This window comes from Streptomyces sp. NPDC054842, from assembly GCF_053611025.1.
In genome coordinates this window covers 95284-111599 of record NZ_JBSGZN010000023.1, presented here as the reverse complement: position 1 = coordinate 111599, position 16316 = coordinate 95284, and the positions used below count along the sequence as shown (strand labels likewise).

The 16316-nt window shown below is 73.4% G+C and carries 14 protein-coding genes and 1 pseudogene; 9 read left to right on the top strand and 6 right to left on the bottom strand.

Translation table 11 applies throughout. The annotated features are described in order from the left end of the window. Positions 1–8 precede the first annotated feature (8 nt). The 3 genes and pseudogenes from ACWGIS_RS19730 to ACWGIS_RS19720 form a co-directional block, all read left to right on the top strand. Positions 9–767, top strand: a pseudogene (locus ACWGIS_RS19730) (AraC family transcriptional regulator); the annotation flags it as partial. Between the two features lie 254 nt (positions 768–1021). Further along, positions 1022–1774 (top strand): AzlC family ABC transporter permease, encoded by a 753-nt coding sequence (locus tag ACWGIS_RS19725; protein ID WP_453363732.1) that lies wholly within the window; start codon positions 1022–1024, stop codon positions 1772–1774. After that, positions 1771–2079 (top strand): AzlD domain-containing protein, encoded by a 309-nt coding sequence (locus tag ACWGIS_RS19720; RefSeq protein ID WP_453363715.1) that lies wholly within the window; start codon positions 1771–1773, stop codon positions 2077–2079. The genes ACWGIS_RS19725 and ACWGIS_RS19720 overlap by 4 nt, the downstream gene beginning before the upstream one ends. Positions 2080–2306: 227 nt before the next feature. Here the strand turns inward: ACWGIS_RS19720 and ACWGIS_RS19715 are convergent, their stop codons facing one another. After that, complete coding sequence (locus tag ACWGIS_RS19715; protein WP_453363714.1) at positions 2307–3260, bottom strand: hypothetical protein; 954 nt, start codon at positions 3258–3260, stop codon at positions 2307–2309. A gap of 80 nt (positions 3261–3340) precedes the next feature. Between ACWGIS_RS19715 and ACWGIS_RS19710 the strand changes: the two genes are divergently transcribed. Both ACWGIS_RS19710 and ACWGIS_RS19705 read left to right on the top strand, forming a co-directional pair. After that, complete coding sequence (locus ACWGIS_RS19710) at positions 3341–3535, top strand: DUF3046 domain-containing protein (protein WP_453363713.1); 195 nt, start codon at positions 3341–3343, stop codon at positions 3533–3535. 306 nt (positions 3536–3841) lie between these two features. Then, on the top strand, positions 3842–5080 hold the full coding sequence (locus ACWGIS_RS19705; protein ID WP_453363712.1) for an AI-2E family transporter: 1239 nt from the start codon (positions 3842–3844) through the stop codon (positions 5078–5080). 3 nt (positions 5081–5083) lie between these two features. Here the strand turns inward: ACWGIS_RS19705 and ACWGIS_RS19700 are convergent, their stop codons facing one another. Then, positions 5084–5929 (bottom strand): hypothetical protein, encoded by an 846-nt coding sequence (locus ACWGIS_RS19700; RefSeq protein WP_453363711.1) that lies wholly within the window; start codon positions 5927–5929, stop codon positions 5084–5086. Positions 5930–6426: 497 nt separating this feature from the next. Here ACWGIS_RS19700 and recA point away from each other — a divergent pair, with 497 nt between their 5' ends. From recA to ACWGIS_RS19680, 4 genes are all read left to right on the top strand, one after another. Further along, positions 6427–7554, top strand: coding sequence for a recombinase RecA (recA, locus tag ACWGIS_RS19695; RefSeq protein ID WP_453363710.1), 1128 nt, complete (start codon positions 6427–6429; stop codon positions 7552–7554). Positions 7555–7557: 3 nt separating this feature from the next. Further along, positions 7558–8448, top strand: coding sequence for a recombination regulator RecX (recX, locus tag ACWGIS_RS19690; RefSeq protein ID WP_453363709.1), 891 nt, complete (start codon positions 7558–7560; stop codon positions 8446–8448). 995 nt (positions 8449–9443) lie between these two features. Beyond that, positions 9444–10283 (top strand): ArsR/SmtB family transcription factor, encoded by an 840-nt coding sequence (locus tag ACWGIS_RS19685; RefSeq protein ID WP_453363708.1) that lies wholly within the window; start codon positions 9444–9446, stop codon positions 10281–10283. Continuing rightward, positions 10280–12817 carry an FtsX-like permease family protein gene (locus ACWGIS_RS19680; protein ID WP_453363707.1) on the top strand — a complete coding sequence of 846 codons (2538 nt, stop codon included), beginning with the start codon at positions 10280–10282 and terminating at the stop codon, positions 12815–12817. The genes ACWGIS_RS19685 and ACWGIS_RS19680 overlap by 4 nt, the downstream gene beginning before the upstream one ends. Before the next feature lie 179 nt (positions 12818–12996). On the opposite strand, the gene ACWGIS_RS19675 is transcribed toward ACWGIS_RS19680, so the two are convergent. From ACWGIS_RS19675 to ACWGIS_RS19660, 4 genes are all read right to left on the bottom strand, one after another. Then, on the bottom strand, positions 12997–13446 hold the full coding sequence (locus tag ACWGIS_RS19675) for a rhodanese-like domain-containing protein (RefSeq protein ID WP_453363706.1): 450 nt from the start codon (positions 13444–13446) through the stop codon (positions 12997–12999). Continuing rightward, positions 13443–13970 (bottom strand): cysteine dioxygenase, encoded by a 528-nt coding sequence (locus ACWGIS_RS19670; protein WP_453363705.1) that lies wholly within the window; start codon positions 13968–13970, stop codon positions 13443–13445. Before ACWGIS_RS19670 ends, ACWGIS_RS19675 begins: the two co-directional genes overlap by 4 nt. 76 nt (positions 13971–14046) lie before the next feature. Further along, the gene (locus tag ACWGIS_RS19665) at positions 14047–14118 is read right to left on the bottom strand and encodes a putative leader peptide (protein WP_311710492.1); all 72 of its coding nucleotides are present in this window, start codon (positions 14116–14118) and stop codon (positions 14047–14049) included. A gap of 300 nt (positions 14119–14418) precedes the next feature. Continuing rightward, positions 14419–16170, bottom strand: coding sequence for an FAD-dependent monooxygenase (locus ACWGIS_RS19660; RefSeq protein WP_453363704.1), 1752 nt, complete (start codon positions 16168–16170; stop codon positions 14419–14421). Between the last annotated feature and the right edge of the window lie 146 nt (positions 16171–16316).

The following is a 16316-nucleotide window of genomic DNA, read 5'->3' as shown; positions in this document are numbered from 1 at the left end:
GGCGCAGAATGGAGGACATGGCGGGTTCCGGGGAGCGGGCACGGCACTGGCAGTACGCGGAGCTGCCCGGTGTCGACCTGCTGCGCGCCAGCTACGTAGAAAAGATCTTTGTGCGGCACACCCACGAGAACTTCGTGATCGCCGCCATCTCCGAAGGCGTCGAGGTCTTCCATCACGGCGGCGCCGACCAGTACGCGGGCCCCGGCTCCCTGGCGCTGGTCAATCCGGAGACCCCGCACACGGGCCGGGCGGGCGTCCCGGAGGGCTGGCGGTACGGAGCCGTGTACCCGTCGCCCGACCTGGTGGCGGAGATCGCCGCGGAGACCACCCGCATCAAGGGAACGCCCGGCTTCACGAGCCCGGTGCTCGACGACCCGTACGCCGCCGGCCTGGTCCACCAGGTGCTCCGGGCGGCCGACGAGGGCAACGCGCTCGCCGCCGACACCCTCCTGCGGGTGGCCGTCACCCGGCTGCTGCGGCTGAACGGCGGACCGATGCCGCGCCGCGCGGTACGCACCGCGGGCGCCCGGATCGCGGCACGCGCGCGTGCCGTGCTCGAGGAGCGCATGGCCGACCCGCCGTCCCTGGAGCGGCTCGCCGCCGACCTCGGTGCCGGCCCGTTCGCGCTCCTGCGCGCCTTCCGGGACACCTACGGGATGCCGCCCCACACCTGGCTGACGGACGCCCGGGTACGCCGGGCACGGCACCTCCTGGACGCCGGTACCACCCCCGTGGAGGCCGCGGTCGCGGTCGGTTTCACCGACCAGCCGCATCTCAACCGCCACTTCACGCGGATCGTGGGGGTGCCTCCGGGGGCGTACCAGCGGGAGCGCCGGAAGACGGCCGAAGGCGTGCGCGAGCGCGGCAGCGACCGGCCGCGCAAGAACGTACAAGACCCACCGGACGGGCTTCTCCTACCGTCACGGGTGTGGGAGAACAACCAGCGATCGCAGACACACGCGGCCAGGACCGACCCGGCGGTCCCGGCGGCCGGACCCGACGGGACGCAGACGCGGAGGATATCCGGGGAGCAGGAGTCGACCAGGACACAGGCGGGCACGGAAGGCACGCGGGGAAACCCGACGCCGCCGTCGTACGAGACGCACTCGGAGTCGGGGTCGCCGTCGGCCTGTCCGGTTTCGCCTTCGGGGTGACCTCGGCGGGCAGCGGGCTGACGCTGTTGCAGACCTGCGCGCTCAGCCTCCTGGTGTTCACCGGCGCCTCCCAGTTCGCGCTGGTGGGCGCGCTGGCCGCCGGGGGCAACCCGCTGACGGCCGCGGCCGGAGCGTTCTTCCTGGGGGTGCGGAACGCCTTCTACGGGCTCCGTCTGTCGCAGTTGCTGGCCCTCCCGCGCGCGTTGCGGCCGCTCGCCGCGCAGTGGGTCATCGACGAGACCACCGCCGTGGCGCTCGCCCAGCCCACGCGGCGCAGCGTCCGTATCGGCTTCACCGTCACCGGCCTCACGCTCTACGTGCTGTGGAACCTGACCACGCTGCTCGGCGCGATGGGCGCCGAGGCCATCGGTGACACCGACGCCTGGGGGCTGGACGCCGCCGGACCCGCGGTCTTCCTCGCGCTCCTCGCGCCGATGCTGAAGTCCGGGACCGAGCGCGCGGTGGCGGGCGTCGCCGTCGTCCTGGGACTCGGCCTGCTCCCCGTCCTGCCCGCCGGCGTGCCCGTCCTGGTGGCAGCGCTGGCCGCCCCCGCCGTCCTGTGGGCGACCGGCCGCCGCGGGGCGACCGAGGCCGGCGAAGAACGGAAGGAAGACCGGTGAACATCTGGATCGCGATCGGCGTCACCGCCGTCGGCTGCTACCTCGTCAAGCTCCTGGGGCTGCTGGTCCCAGCCGGAGTCCTCGAACGGCCCCTCGTCCAGCGCCTCGCGGCACTCCTGCCGGTCGCCCTGCTCGCGGCCCTCACGGCCCAGCAGACCTTCGCGGACGGACGCGCGCTGGTGCTGGACGCCAGGGCCGCGGGACTCGCGGCGGCCGCGGTGGCCCTGCTCCTGCGCGCGCCCTTCCTGCTCGTCGTGGTGGCGGCGGTGGCGGTGACGGCCGGGGTGCGGGCGCTGACGGGCTGACGGGGCGGTGGGACGGCGGTCGGGTGGCCTCGGCCCGGGGGCCGGCCACGGCGGCGGACCGTCGCCGTGTGGGGCGTCAGCCAGAGGGCCGACACGGCGACGGGGCGGCGGCCCGGGCGCCAATGCCCCGGTGGTCGGCCACGGTGACGGGGTGCGGCCGGGTGAAACGCGGCTCCGCCGAGACGGCCTGGTCCGTCCGGCAGGCGGGGCCGCGCCCGCCGGCACCGTCAGCCCACCGGCCGCCCGTACGCGCGCAGCGTGCGCAGTGCCTCGATCGTCACCATGGGGCGGCACTCCAGGGCCGTCCCCGGCGCCCACTGGCGCCAGCGGACCGGCCAGCCGCCGTCCTCCCGCTGCTCGCCCGCCAGATGCTCCAGGGAGCGGGCCATCTCGTCGTCCGTGAACCACGCGCGCGCGAGGGAGTCCGGCGTCCGCGCGTAGTCGTACGGGAAGTGGTGCTCGCCGGGCGCGTAACCGGGGGCCACCGGGTACGCGTCCGGACGGGCCGGATCCAGCACCGCGAGCCGCTGCTCGCGCACCAGTCGGCCCAGCCGGTCGGCGGCGGCCTCCGCGCGCGAGCGGTCGGGCGCCGCGTCCAGGAAGGCGACCGCGGCCTCGATCTCGTACGGATGGGATTTCTTCAGGGAATCCACCGCCTGCCAGCAGAAGTCGGTGGCCCGGAACAGCCAGGCGTGCCACACCTCATTGCGGTGCAGCAGGCCCACCACGGGGCCGGTGGCCAGCAGATCGCTCGGCGGGTCGTCCACCACCGGCACGAACGGGGCCGCCGGATAGCCGCGCTGGCTGGGATGGATCGCGGGCAGGGCACCGTCCGGTGTCGACACGGAGGTCAGATAGCGGCACACCCGCTCCACCCGCTGTCCGCCGCACCGCCCGATGGAGTCGAGCACGCGCAGCGCGTGCGCGGTGTGCAGCGGCTGGCTCACGGGACCGCGCAGGTCGGGTTCGAGCGCGTGACCGTACCCGCCGTCCTCGTTGCGGTACGCGGCCAGCGCGGTCTCCACCGCGTCGGCGTTCCCTTCGCCGTCGTTGAGGAAGTGGTACGTGAACCGCCGCTGCTCCAGCACGCGCGCGGTGAGCCAGACGAAGTGCTCGGCGCGCGAGAGCGGGGTGCGCGCCGGGGGCGTCGGGGGGAGTGGGGATGCTCCGGTTTCGGCCATGGGTCAGACCGTAGGGCGGAAAGCGTTTCCGGCAAGGGGTACCGGCCGGGGCCCACTCTCAGGGGCGGGATACTGGAGTCATGCGGTTGACGGTCTTCTGGCAGCGAATGGCGGATCACTTCGGAGCGGGGTACGCCGACACCTTCGCGCGCGATCACGTGATGACGGAACTCGGCGGGCGCACGGTGCGGCAGGCGCTGGACGCGGGCTGGGAGGCCAAGGACGTGTGGCGCGTCGTGTGCACGGCCATGAACGTGCCGCACGAGAACCGCTGACACGTCGGGAAAGCGAAAGCCGGGCCAGGGCCGCGGGCGCCGACGGGCCTCGGAGCCCGCGCCGGAGTCCGGCCGCCGGGAGTCCGCGAAGCCTGTGAGTCCGGCCGCCGGGAGTCCGCGAAGCCTGTAAGCCCGGCCGCGGGGAGTCCGCGAAGCCTGTAAGCCCGGCCGCCGGGAGTCCGCGAAGCCTGTGAGTCCGGCCGCCGGGGTCCGTGAAGCTTGTGAACCCGGCGCCCCGAGCCGCTGAAGGGTCACGAGATCGGACGAGTGGAGCCGATTGTCGGTGGCGTGGGCGAGACTTGCACCGTGGCCCCGACAGACGAGACCTCGCAGGTCGCCCAGCACCCGTCGCCGCTCGGCACGACGCCGCCCGCAGGTCCTCCGGCCGGGGACGCCGCCGGGCAGGGCGGTCGCATGCCCCGGTGGCTGCCGCGCGCGATGGTGCTCGCCCTCGCCCTCGTCGCCGTCTTCCAGCTGGGCAGTTGGGCGTTCCACCAGCTCACCGGCCTGCTGATCAACATCCTCATCGCGTTCTTCCTGGCGCTCGCGATCGAGCCCGCGGTGAGCTGGATGGCCGGCCACGGGATGCGCAGGGGGCTCGCGACCTTCCTCGTCTTCCTCGGCGCGATAGTCGTGGCCGCCGGTTTCGTCACCCTCCTGGGCTCGATGCTCGCCGGTCAGATCATCAAGATGGTCGAGGGGTTCCCGGAGTACCTCGACTCGGTCATCAACTGGATCAACGGGACCTTCCACACCGATCTCAGACGGGTGGACATCCAGGACAGCCTGGTCCACTCGGACTGGCTGCGGAAGTACGTGCAGAACAGCGCCACGGGCGTTCTGGACGTGTCCGCGCAGGTGCTGGGCGGCCTCTTCCAACTGCTGACGGTCGCGCTGTTCTCGTTCTACTTCGCCGCCGACGGGCCGCGGCTGCGACGCGCGCTCTGCTCCGTGCTGCCGCCCGCCCGGCAGGCCGAGGTGCTGCGCGCCTGGGAGATCGCCGTCGACAAGACCGGCGGCTACCTGTACTCGCGCGGTCTGATGGCACTGGTCTCGGGCGTCGCGCACTACGTCCTCCTCCAGGCTCTGGGCATCCCCTACGCGCCCGTGCTCGCCGTCTGGGTCGGCCTGGTGTCCCAGTTCATCCCCACCATCGGCACCTATCTCGCGGGCGCCCTGCCGATGCTGATCGCCTTCACGGTCAACCCCTGGTACGCGCTGTGGGTGCTGCTCTTCGTCGTGGTCTACCAGCAGTTCGAGAACTACGTGCTGCAACCCAAGCTGACCTCGAAGACCGTGGACATCCACCCCGCGGTCGCCTTCGGCTCGGTCATCGCGGGCACCGCGCTCCTCGGCGCCGTCGGCGCGCTCGTCGCCATCCCGGCGGTCGCCACGCTCCAGGCGTTCCTGGGCGCCTACGTCAAGCGGTACGACGTCACGGACGACCCGCGGGTCCACGGGCACCGGGGGCGCAGACCGGGCAGCCTCCTGAGACGCGCGCGGGGGCTGCGCACAGGGCAGGAGCCGGAGTCCGGGGACGAGTAGCCCTCAGGGGCCGAGCAGCGCCCACACCCCCGCGGCGGCCACCGCCGTCCCGTAACCGGCCACCGCCGCGAGCACGAGCCGCCGCCTCGTCCGGTCGCTCCACGACGTGCGCGAGAGGAACCAGGCCAGCGCCGGCAGCACCAGCACGGCGTGCAGGCTGACGCCGTGCAGCGGCTTGAGCGGTGCCGTCGAGTCGTACGCCGCCGTCTGGTGGCCGGTCCGGGTGAGCACGACGCCGCGCGCGATCATCGCGGCTCCCGACAGGAGCGCCACGAGCAGGATCGCGAACCCGGCACGCAGGGCCAGCGGCATCCCCGCCGGGCCGTCGGGCGGCCGCCGGAACGAGGCGAGCGCGAACGCGGTGAGCACCACGACGAGCACGCCGCCGCCCACCGCGAGCGTCATCGACACCCCGGTGTCGAAGGCGGTCTCCATGTTGAGGTGCGAGGGCACCCGGCGCCAGGCCTGGAGGGTGATGCCGCCGACCTCCAGGACGCAGTCCGCGGCGAAGACGACGAGCAGCGCGGTCCGCGGCCGGGCCCCCATCTGCAGATACGAGGTGACCCAGGTGACCGCCATCAGCGTCAGTCCGAAGGAGAGCCCGAAGGTGACGGGCTTGCGCCAGGAGACCGGTCCGTCCCACGGGCCGCCGTCCACGGCGAACACCGCCAGGTGGGCCAGACCGGACAAGGTGAGCGCGATGCCGGTGCCGTAGCAGAGGCGCTCGGCGGCACGTGCCGGGCGCCACGGGGCACGTGCGCCCGCGCGGGCGGTGAGCGGTGCGGCCGGGGGAGCGGGCGCCGGGACGGCGATGCCGACGGGGGTGCGGGAGCCGCTGCGACGTTCCATGGGCTCAGCTTCGGCGGGACGGGCCCTCGGGGTCGTCGTACGGCCGAAGTCTCCTGCCGTACGCCCTCGGGAGTAGGGGCGGGTCAGTAGGGCAGTAGGGGCGGGGCGGCGGCCGGACTCGGAGCGGGGCGAGGGCCGGGCTGGGAGCAGGGGAGCCGGGGTCCGGGAGCGCTCGCCGAGCCCGATGTCGGGCGGGCGGAAGCGCCCGGTTTCAGGGAGGGGGAGTGCTCGGTTTCGTGGCGGGGGAGCGCTCGACGTCCGGCTCGGTGTCGGGGGCCGCAAGTAGGGTCACTCGCATGCCGTGAGCCCGCGTGGTGCGCTTGACACTGAAATCGAACATCCATTCTTATGGAGTCTCCGGCCGGGCTTTCGACGGGGATTCAGGCAGAAGTGTCCGAGTTATCCACAGGGCGGGCGGCCGTCGAGGCGCATTGTCAGTGGCAGGCGTTAGCGTCTTTGACGTGAAGCGATCGACTCAAGCAAATCGGGTGGAACCCATGGCAGGAACCGACCGCGAGAAGGCGTTGGACGCCGCGCTCGCACAGATTGAACGGCAATTCGGCAAGGGCGCGGTGATGCGCCTGGGCGAGCGGCCGAACGAGCCCATCGAGGTCATCCCCACCGGCTCGACCGCCCTCGACGTCGCTCTCGGCGTCGGCGGCCTGCCCCGCGGCCGCGTCGTGGAGGTGTACGGCCCGGAGTCCTCCGGTAAGACGACCCTGACCCTGCACGCGGTGGCCAACGCCCAGCGGGCGGGCGGCCAGGTCGCGTTCGTGGACGCGGAGCACGCCCTCGACCCCGAGTACGCGAAGAAGCTCGGCGTCGACATCGACAACCTCATCCTGTCGCAGCCGGACAACGGCGAGCAGGCCCTGGAGATCGTCGACATGCTGGTGCGCTCCGGCGCGCTCGACCTCATCGTCATCGACTCCGTCGCGGCCCTGGTGCCGCGCGCGGAGATCGAGGGCGAGATGGGCGACTCGCACGTGGGTCTCCAGGCCCGTCTGATGAGCCAGGCCCTGCGCAAGATCACCAGCGCGCTGAACCAGTCGAAGACCACCGCGATCTTCATCAACCAGCTCCGCGAGAAGATCGGCGTGATGTTCGGCTCCCCGGAGACCACGACCGGTGGCCGGGCGCTGAAGTTCTACGCCTCGGTGCGTCTGGACATCCGCCGTATCGAGACGCTGAAGGACGGCACCGACGCGGTCGGCAACCGCACCCGCGTCAAGGTCGTGAAGAACAAGGTCGCGCCGCCCTTCAAGCAGGCCGAGTTCGACATCCTCTACGGACAGGGCATCAGCCGCGAGGGCGGCCTGATCGACATGGGCGTGGAGAACGGCTTCGTGCGCAAGGCGGGCGCCTGGTACACGTACGAGGGCGACCAGCTCGGCCAGGGCAAGGAGAACGCGCGCAACTTCCTCAAGGACAACCCCGACCTCGCCAACGAGATCGAGAAGAAGATCCTGGAGAAGCTGGGCGTCGGAGTGAAGCCGGAGAAGCCCGCAGCGGCCGAGCCGGGTGCGGACGCGGCGGCCCCGGTCGCCTCGGACGACGCGGCGAAGACGGTGCCCGCTCCCGCGGCCAAGACGACCAAGGCCAAGGCCGCGGCGGCGAAGAGCTAGTCCGTGACACGGCGAACCGACTGGGCCGAGTACGCCGGACCCGTCGCCCCCGAAGGGCGGTCGTCCCGACGGGACGGCACTCCGTCCCCGGACGGCGACGGGTGGAAGGCCGAGGTGTACGACGCCGAAGGGCCGTACGACGGTGACGCTCACGGCACTGCCGGGCCGTTCGGCGACGGAGCCGACGGGGGCCCTGCCGACGGTGAGGGAGCGTCGGCGGGCGGACCGCGCCGCGGCGGTGGCAGGCGGTCGGGTGACGGGGGTCCGCGCGGGGGCGGACGAAACCGGGGCCGCCGGCGGCGCGGGGGATTCGGCGACCCGTCCGGTGACACCTCCACCGCACAGGACGGAGGCCCCCCTTTCTCGTCGAGGGCCGAGAAGGGGGAGCCCCCGCGGGACCCGGCTGAGCAGGCACGGGCGATCTGCCTGCGCCTGCTCACCGGGACCCCGCGCACACGCAGGCAACTGGCCGACGCGCTGCACAAGCGCGAGATCCCGGACGACGTGGCGGAGGAGGTGCTGTCCCGGTTCGAGGAGGTCGGACTGATCAACGACAGCGCCTTCGCGGACGCCTGGGTGGAGTCCCGGCACCACGGCCGGGGCCTGGCCCGCCGGGCGCTCGCGCGGGAGTTGCGGACGAAGGGGGTGGACTCGACGCTGATCGACGAAGCCGTCGGCCGGCTCGACTCCGAGCAGGAAGAGACGACGGCGCGCGAGCTCGTGGCCCGCAAGCTGCGTTCCACCCGTGGCCTCGACCGCGACAAGCGGCTGCGCCGACTCGCGGGCATGCTGGCCCGCAAGGGCTACTCCGAGGGCATGGCGCTCCGGGTGGTCCGACAGGCCCTGGAGGAAGAGGGCGAGGACACGGAAGGGCTGGGGGACGAGGGTTACTGACCCCCGGGGAAGGCCCGGGACGCCCTGGTCGTCGTCGATGGGGAAGCGGCTTGCGTCCGGGGCGGGGGAGCCCGCCGGGGTAGGCACGGCGGCTGGGCAGGCGTGCCGAAGCGGTCGTGCGGGGACGACTGCGCGGGGGTGCCGGAGCAGGTGGGCGTCACGAGCGGGAATGCGTCAGAGCGGGGGCGGGCGTGGCGACTTGGCGTGTGGGTGCGGAAGCGGACGGGCGTGCCGGAGTAGGCGCGTGTGAGAGACCGGCCAGCCGTGTCGGGCCCGGTGCGCGTGACGGCGCGGCGGGTGTGACGACGGGAGTCCGTTCCGTGGCGGGCGTGACGCTCCAGCCGCGGTAGCTCGGAGCGGCGCGCGCAGCGGCAGTCCGGTCACGGCCCCTGAACTCGGCGGACGCGCGGGGGTGCCGATCGTTCGGGACTGGACGCGGGGCCAGTGGGCGTGACGGATGAGGTCCGTTCCGTGGTGGCCGGGCAGGTCTGGCCCCGGTAGCCAACATCGGCGCCCACACCGGCAGTCCGGTCACGGGCCCTGTACTCGGTGGACGCGCGGGGGTGTCGACCGTCTTCGGGGTCTGGACGGCGGGTCGCGGTGGGCGTAACAGACGGCGGTCCGCTCCGTGGTGGGCGAGCCGGGCCGTGCTGGCCGGGGTATCTCACACCAGCACCCTCGCCGACGGTCCGGTCACGGCCTTGTACTCGGTGGACGCGCGGGGGCGCCGACCGCGCTCGGGACTTTGGCGGTGTAGCGCAGCGGTGTAGCAGCGCCTCGCGCGTACCCGGCTGCGGGTCGCCGCGCACATGGCGCTCCCCGCCCGACGGCTACTCCCCGCCCGACGGCTAACCCCGCCCGACGGCTAACCCCCGCCACACCGCCTCCGTACCGCGGTCGCGGCAACTCCCTCTGCCCGAGGTGGGGTTAACCCCCGTCCAAGACGCCGGGCCACCGCAATGCACAGGCACCTGTGCACAGACGACTGTGTACGCATGGCACAGGAACCCGGCGCGAAGGAATCTCCGCAGACGTCGCCCGCCCCCGTCGAGCTTTCCGACCTCGGGGCACTGAAGGCGCTTGCGCAGCCCCGACGGCAGCGCATGCTCCAGCACCTCACGGTGCACGGTCCCGCCACCTCGGCGACACTCGCCCGCGCGCTCGGACTCAACACCGGAGCGACCAGCTACCACTTGCGTGAACTGGCGCGCTACGGCTTCGTGGAGGAGACGACCGAGGCGAATGGCCACGGTCGCGAGCGCTGGTGGCGAGCGGTACCCGGCGACCGGCGGTTCCCGCCGCGCAGCCGCCAGAGCCCCGAGATGCGCCTCGTGATGGACGAGCTGAACCATCACGCGTACGCCGCGGACCTCGAACTCTTCGAGCGGATGCAGCTCCAGCAGAGCGGGGCCGACGACCCGTGGGCCGACGCCTTCCCGTACTCACGCGGCGCCATCCGGCTGACGCTGCCGGAACTCCGGGAGTTCTTCGAGGAGTACATCGCCCTGCTCAACCGCTACAAGCGCTCCGACGACGCGACCCCGGCCGGCGCCCGCACGGTGCTCACCCGGTTCCTGGCCTTCCCCGCCGCAGATCCCGCGGACGGTACCGCCGTTCCCGCCGACAGCGCCGCCGATTCCGTCGGCGACACGGCCGCCGAAGTCACGCCGCCCACGATTGCTCCCCCCTCGGCCGCTCCCACCGGAACCGTTCCCGCCACCACCGCTCCCCCCACGCCTGCTTCCGCAGGGACCGCTCCCGTCGAGTCCATCTGTGTCACCCGCCCGGGCAGCCATGAGATGCCCGACCACACAAGCGAGGCCGATCCGTCATGATGCTGCGCTACGCCCTTCGCACCGTCCGCGCCCGCAAGGGCGGTTTCCTCGGTGCCTTCCTCGCCCTGATGTGCGCCGCGGCCCTCATCACCGCCTGCGGCACCCTCCTTGAAACGGGACTGCGCGGCACGATCGGCACGGAGCGCTACGCCGCGGCCCCCGTCGTCGTCTCCGCCGACCAGAATGTCCACCAGACCACCGTCAAGCACAAGAAGGGCAAGACCAAGGTCAAGCACAAGGCCAAGCCGATCGCCGAGCGGGCCTGGCTCCCCGAAGGCCTCGCCGCACGCCTGCGCGACGCCCCCGGTGTCGGCCGCGTGATCCCCGAACTGACCTTCCTCGCAGAGCCGTTGATGCCGGACGGCGATGGTGTCGAGAAGTCGAGACCCGCCTACGGTCACGCCTGGGACTCCGCCGCCCTCACCCCCTACCGGCTCACCGGCGGCACGGCGCCCCGGTCGGCCGGTGAACTCGTCGTCGACCGGCACTTCGCCGAACGCGCTCACCTGAAGCCCGGCGACCGCCTCACCGTCCAGTCCACGAGCTCACCACGCACGTACCGTGTGAGCGGCGTGGCCGCACCGCGAGGAGCGGTATGCCACCAGACCGCCCTCTTCTTCTCCGCCGAGGAGGCCCGGCGTCTGGCGGCGCACCCCGGCAAGGTCACCGCGTTCGGCGTCCTCCCGGCCAAGGGCACGGACACGGCAGCCCTGGAGAAGGCCGTCACCAAGGCGCTGCGCGGCACGACCGCGCAGGTAAGCACCGGTGCGGACCGGGGACCCGTGGAGTTCCTGGACGCGGCGGACGCCCGCGTCAGGCTGGTCAGCATGGGGGGCGCCATGGGCGGCACCTCCCTGCTCGTCGCGGTCCTGGTGGTCGTCGGCACCTTCGCTCTCTCCGTGCAGCAGCGCCACCGCGAACTCGCCCTGCTGCGGGCCATCGCCGCCACCTCGGGTCAGGTCCGCGCCCTCCTCGGCCGGGAGGCCCTGATCGTCGGCGCGCTCGCCGGCACCACGGGTGCCCTGCTCGGTCTGCCGCTCGGTGCCTGGCTGCACGGCCGCTTCGTGGCCATGGACGCCGTACCCGCCACGCTGGAACACAAGGCCAGCGTCTTCCCGTTGTTCGCCGCGGTCGCCGCCACCCTGCTCGGTGCCTGGGCCGCTGCCCGGATCACCTCACGACGGGTCTCCCGCATCCGTCCGGCGGAAGCGCTCAGCGAAGCCAGGGCCGAGCGCACCCGTCCGGCCTGGGGGCGGATCCTCGCCGGGCTCGTGACGCTGGCGGGCGGCGTCGTCCTGATCGCCGTGCTCAGCGGCCTGCGCACGGAGCCCGCCTCGACCCCCGTCACCTTCCTCGCGGTCGTCGTCCCCGCCGGTGCCGTCGCGCTGCTCGGTCCGCTGCTGGTCAGGGGAGCGGTTGCGGTCCTCGGGGGCCCGCTGCGGCTGCTCGGCCCGGGCGGCAGGCTCGCCAGGGCCAACCTGCGCGGCAACGCGACCCGCATGGCCTCCGTCGTCACGCCGCTCACCCTCCTGATCGGCATGACCTGCACTGTCCTGTTCGTCCAGCCGACCCTCGGCGACGCCGCCCGGGCGCAGGCCCGCGAGGGCATCCAGGCCGACTGGGTGGTGGCCGCCCAGGGCCCCGGCGTGCCGGCCGAGGCCGCACGGCAGTTGCGTGAGCAGCACGACACCGTCACCGAGATCGTCCGCACGACGGTCCGCGTCGGCCTCGACAAGTACGCCGCCCAGGGCGTCACCCCGGCCGGACTCGCCCGCACCTGGAACCCGGACGTCACCGCGGGGTCCCTCGCCCGACTCAGGAACGACACGGTCGCCGTCAGCGAACTCGCCGCCGATCACAAGGGCTTGAAGCCCGGCAGCACCCTGAAACTCACCCTCGGTGACGGCACGCCCGTCCGACTGACCGTCGCCGCCGTCTACGCCAAGGGTCTCGGCTTCGGCGACCTCACCCTCGCCCACGACCTGGTCGCACGCCATGTGGACAACCCCCTCGCCTCCTCCGTGCTGGTCGGCACCGACCGCACACAGGGACAACTCGCGACCACGCTCCGTGATTTCCCGGGCGTCCAGGTGCTCGCACCGGCCGCCGCCGACTCCGTGCAGGCCGAACGGCAGCAGGCGAACGCCGTGGTGAACTACCTGGCCATGGGGCTGGTCCTGGCCTTCACCGCCATCGCCGTCGTCAACACGCTCGCCATGTCGGTGTCCGAGCGCTACCGGGAGTTCGCGATGCTCCGCCTCGCGGGTGCCCGCCGCCGCCAGGTGCTGCGGATGCTGCGCACCGAGGCGCTGTCGGTCCTCCTGCTGGCGACCGCGCTCGGCAGCGGCATCGCCTTCGCGGTCCTCACGGCGTTCAGCGCCGGCATGACCGGAGGCGCGGTACCCGCCGTCCGGCCGCTCGTGTACGTCGCCGTGATCGCGACCGCCGGGACGCTGGCCCTCGTCGCCACCGCCGTGCCGGGGCGGGTGGCCCTGCGGATCCGCCCGGTCACCGTGGCCACCGCCCAGGAGTAAGGAGCGATACGCAATGGTGGGCGCCCCTTACGGCAAGGGGCACCCACCTCCGCGTACGACCGCCGGAACCGGCACTTCGGTGCGGAGGACGGTCCTACGGTGCCGGGACCCGCACCGGCGCCGTAGGACCGTCCTCTTTATGAGGAAGTAGGGAACCGCACTCCGGTGCGGAAGCCGCCCTACGGTGCCGGAACCTGTCCCGGCGCCGCAGGGCCGTCCTCGTGTGAGGGAGCGGTCACGGGGAAGCCGGCCGCCTTCCATGCCTGGAACCCGCCGATCAGATCGGTGGCCCGCCGCAGCCCCAGTTGCCGCAGCGACGCCGCCGCCAGACTCGACGCGTAGCCCTCGTTGCAGACGACCACGACGCGCAGGTCATGGTGCGTGGCCTCCGGCGCGCGGTGGCTGCCCTGGGGGTCCAGGCGCCACTCCAGTTCGTTGCGCTCGACGACCAGGGCGCCCGGGATGAGTCCGTCGCGCTCGCGCAGGGCCGCGTACCGGATGTCGACCAGCAGGGCCTCGTCCGTGCGGACGGCGTCGTACGCCTCCCCGGCCGTCACGCGGTCGAGGCCCTCGCGGACTCGCTCAAGCAACTCGTCGATGCCGACGGGGAGTTCGGGGTGGGTGCTCACTGCCAGTCCTCCGGACGCTCGACCTGCTCGAGACGCAGCACCTGGCCTGTACGGCTGTAGCGGCGGATCTGCGGCAGGGGCGGATAGTAGGCGTGCACGGAGATCGCGTGCTCCTCGGTGGACTCGTTCAGCACCTCGTGCACGTGGTGACGGCCGAAGGAGCGGCCCTTGCCGGCGGTCAGGCGCCGTTCCCGGTCCACGCCCTCGGTGAGTTCCAGGGTCCGCCAGCCGTCGGTGGGCAGACGGGCGGCCAGCGAGTTCTCCTTGAGCTCGCCCGACGCGATGAGGAAGGCGCCGACCGACTCGGCGTGGTCGTGCCAGCCGGTCCCCGTGCCGGGCGGCCAGCCGATGAGCCACGCCTCGCTGCCGCCGGGGCCTTCGAGGCGTACCCAGGTACGGCCCTCGGGGTCGAGCGGAAGGGAGCCGATCAGCGCGGCGTCGGCGGCCGCGCGGCGCACGAAGTCCAGCAGTTCGGCCTGGGTGGGGGTGTGCGCGGGGGCGGAGACAGAGGGGGACACAGACACGGGTACCGTCCTGGGCTTTTCGCGTGGGGGCGCGCCGCGCCGAGGACGGCGGGCACGCGGGAGGAAAGAGGCGAATTCAGCAGGACGGACGACACACGCAGCCCGCATAGCGGACGAGGTCCATGTGGACCCTCCGCCACAGGTGCACGCAGGTGTCGGTCACGATCGGGAGTAGACCACGACGACGCGGGCGGTTCAACTCACTGTCACCATGTGGACCGCGCGGCAGCCCGGGAGTCGGCCGGACACCGGGTGACCTGGCCCGTCAGCACGGCGGCTCGCGTCCGGCCCGAGCGCCGCTCGGTTCCGGTTCGGGGGACGCCCGCGGCGGGGTCGCGGCGGGACGGTGGCTGGGCGCCCCGGCGCGTCCGCGGAGCCGTGGAGCGCGCCCACTCCGGGCCCGTACGAGGGAGCGTCGAGCGCGCCACGACCCGGACGCGCCCGCGCCTCAGCTCTTGCCCGCGGTCGCCTGCGCCCCCGTCCGTGCCGGTCCGCCGAGGGTCGCCTCGGCCGCCGCGTAGAGGTCGGCCGGGCGGACGCCGCTGAGCGCGGTGACCAGGTGGCCGTCGGGCCGGACGAGCAGCACGGTGTGCGCGGCGGCGCCCGGATAGCTCTCCGCGACCAGCAGCTCGGCCGGATGCGGCAGCGCGGTCACGGCGGCGGCGAGCCGGGGCATGATCCCCGCCGAGACCCAGTGCTTGCGCTCCCACACGCCCGTTCCCGGCGCGATCAGCACCACGAGCAGCGCCGCCCGGCCCAGCCGGTCGCGGAGCCGCACGAAGGAGCCGTCCTCGGCGGTCACCCGTACGTCCGTCACCGGCGAGCCCGGCGCCGTGGCGACCGCGGCCGCCGCCTCGCTGGGCTCGGGGGCGAGCGGCGAATCGGCGTACGCCCCCGGCGCGCCCAGCGAGCCGCGCCCCAGGTGGCCGTCGGTGAGCAGCGCGTCGTGGCCGCGGGCCGAGCCGGGGACGTACGAGCGCAGCCCTCCGCCCCCGCGCAGCAGCGGGAGCGCCTGGTCGGCGGCGCGGAGCCGGGCGGCGACGACGGCGCGGCGCTCGGCCTGGTAGCTGTCGAGTAGTGCCTCGTGCGGGCCGTGGTGCCAGGCCAGGGCCAGTTTCCAGGCGAGGTTGTCGGCGTCCCGGAGCCCCTCGTCCAGGCCCTGCGTGCCCAGCGCGCCGAGCAGGTGCGCGGAGTCTCCCGCGAGGAAGACCCGGCCCACGCGCCAGCGGCGGGCGAGGCGGTGGTGGACGGTGTGGACGCCGGTGTCGAGCAACTCGTACGGCGGTGTCGGGCCGCCCTCCCAGCCGGCCAGGGTCTCCCGGATGCGGGCCACCAGCAGGTCCGGGGTGACCAGGTCCTTGCCCGGCGGCAGCAGCCAGTCCAGACGCCAGACACCGTCCGGCAGCGGGCGTCCGGTCACCTCACCGGCCGAGGGGCCCGAGGTCCGCCAGGGCGGCATCCGGTGCAGCACCGCCTCGCCGGGCCAGGGCAGCTCGGTGCGCAGCGCCGCCACGGCGTGCCGCTCCACGGCCGTACGCCCCGGGAAACGGATGTCGAGGAGCTTGCGCACGGTCGAGCGCAGACCGTCGCAGGCGACCAGGTGGCTGCCGCGCCACCAGGTGCCCTCGGGTCCGCGGGTGCGGGCGCTGACGCCGGACTTCTCCTGCTCCAGGGCGTCGAGCCGGCTGTTCACCGCGATCCTGACCAGCGGCTCGCGGGCGACGGCCTCGCGCAGTACGGCGGTCAGGACGTGCTGGGCGAGGTGCAGCGGCGGCGCCTGACCGGCGTCGACGGGTCCCTGGGCGGCGGCCGGGCCCTGGGCGGCGCCGTAGCCACCCGCGCCGACGGAGCCGCGCCCGCCGCCGGGCTTCTGCGCCGGCACCACGGCGCCACCGGAACGCTCCGCGCCGCCTTCCGCGGCGGCCGTGTCGTCCCCGCCGAACCTGATCTCGCGCATCACCTGCTTGCGCCGCATCGACCGCCATCCGGCCCAACGCAGACCGGCCGCGTCCAGCGGGAAGCCGGTCAGCCGCTCGACGAGCGCGGCGGTGTCCTCGCGCAGGACGACGGTGCGTGCCAACCGCTGCTCGTCCTTGCCCGGGCTCTCGTCGAGGACCACGGACGGGACCTCGTGACGGGCCAGCGCAAGGGAGAGCGTGAGCCCCACGGGCCCCGCGCCGACGATGATCACCGGATCCACGACGCGGTGCCCCCTGCCCGGAGCGGAGTCCTCGAAGACGTACGGAAACAGGCAGTTGGAGCGGGGTGCACGATCACAGAACGTATGCAACCCATTGCCGGTGCTTGCGTCAAGTGACGGAGGCAGCGGGTCCCCGGCCGGACGCC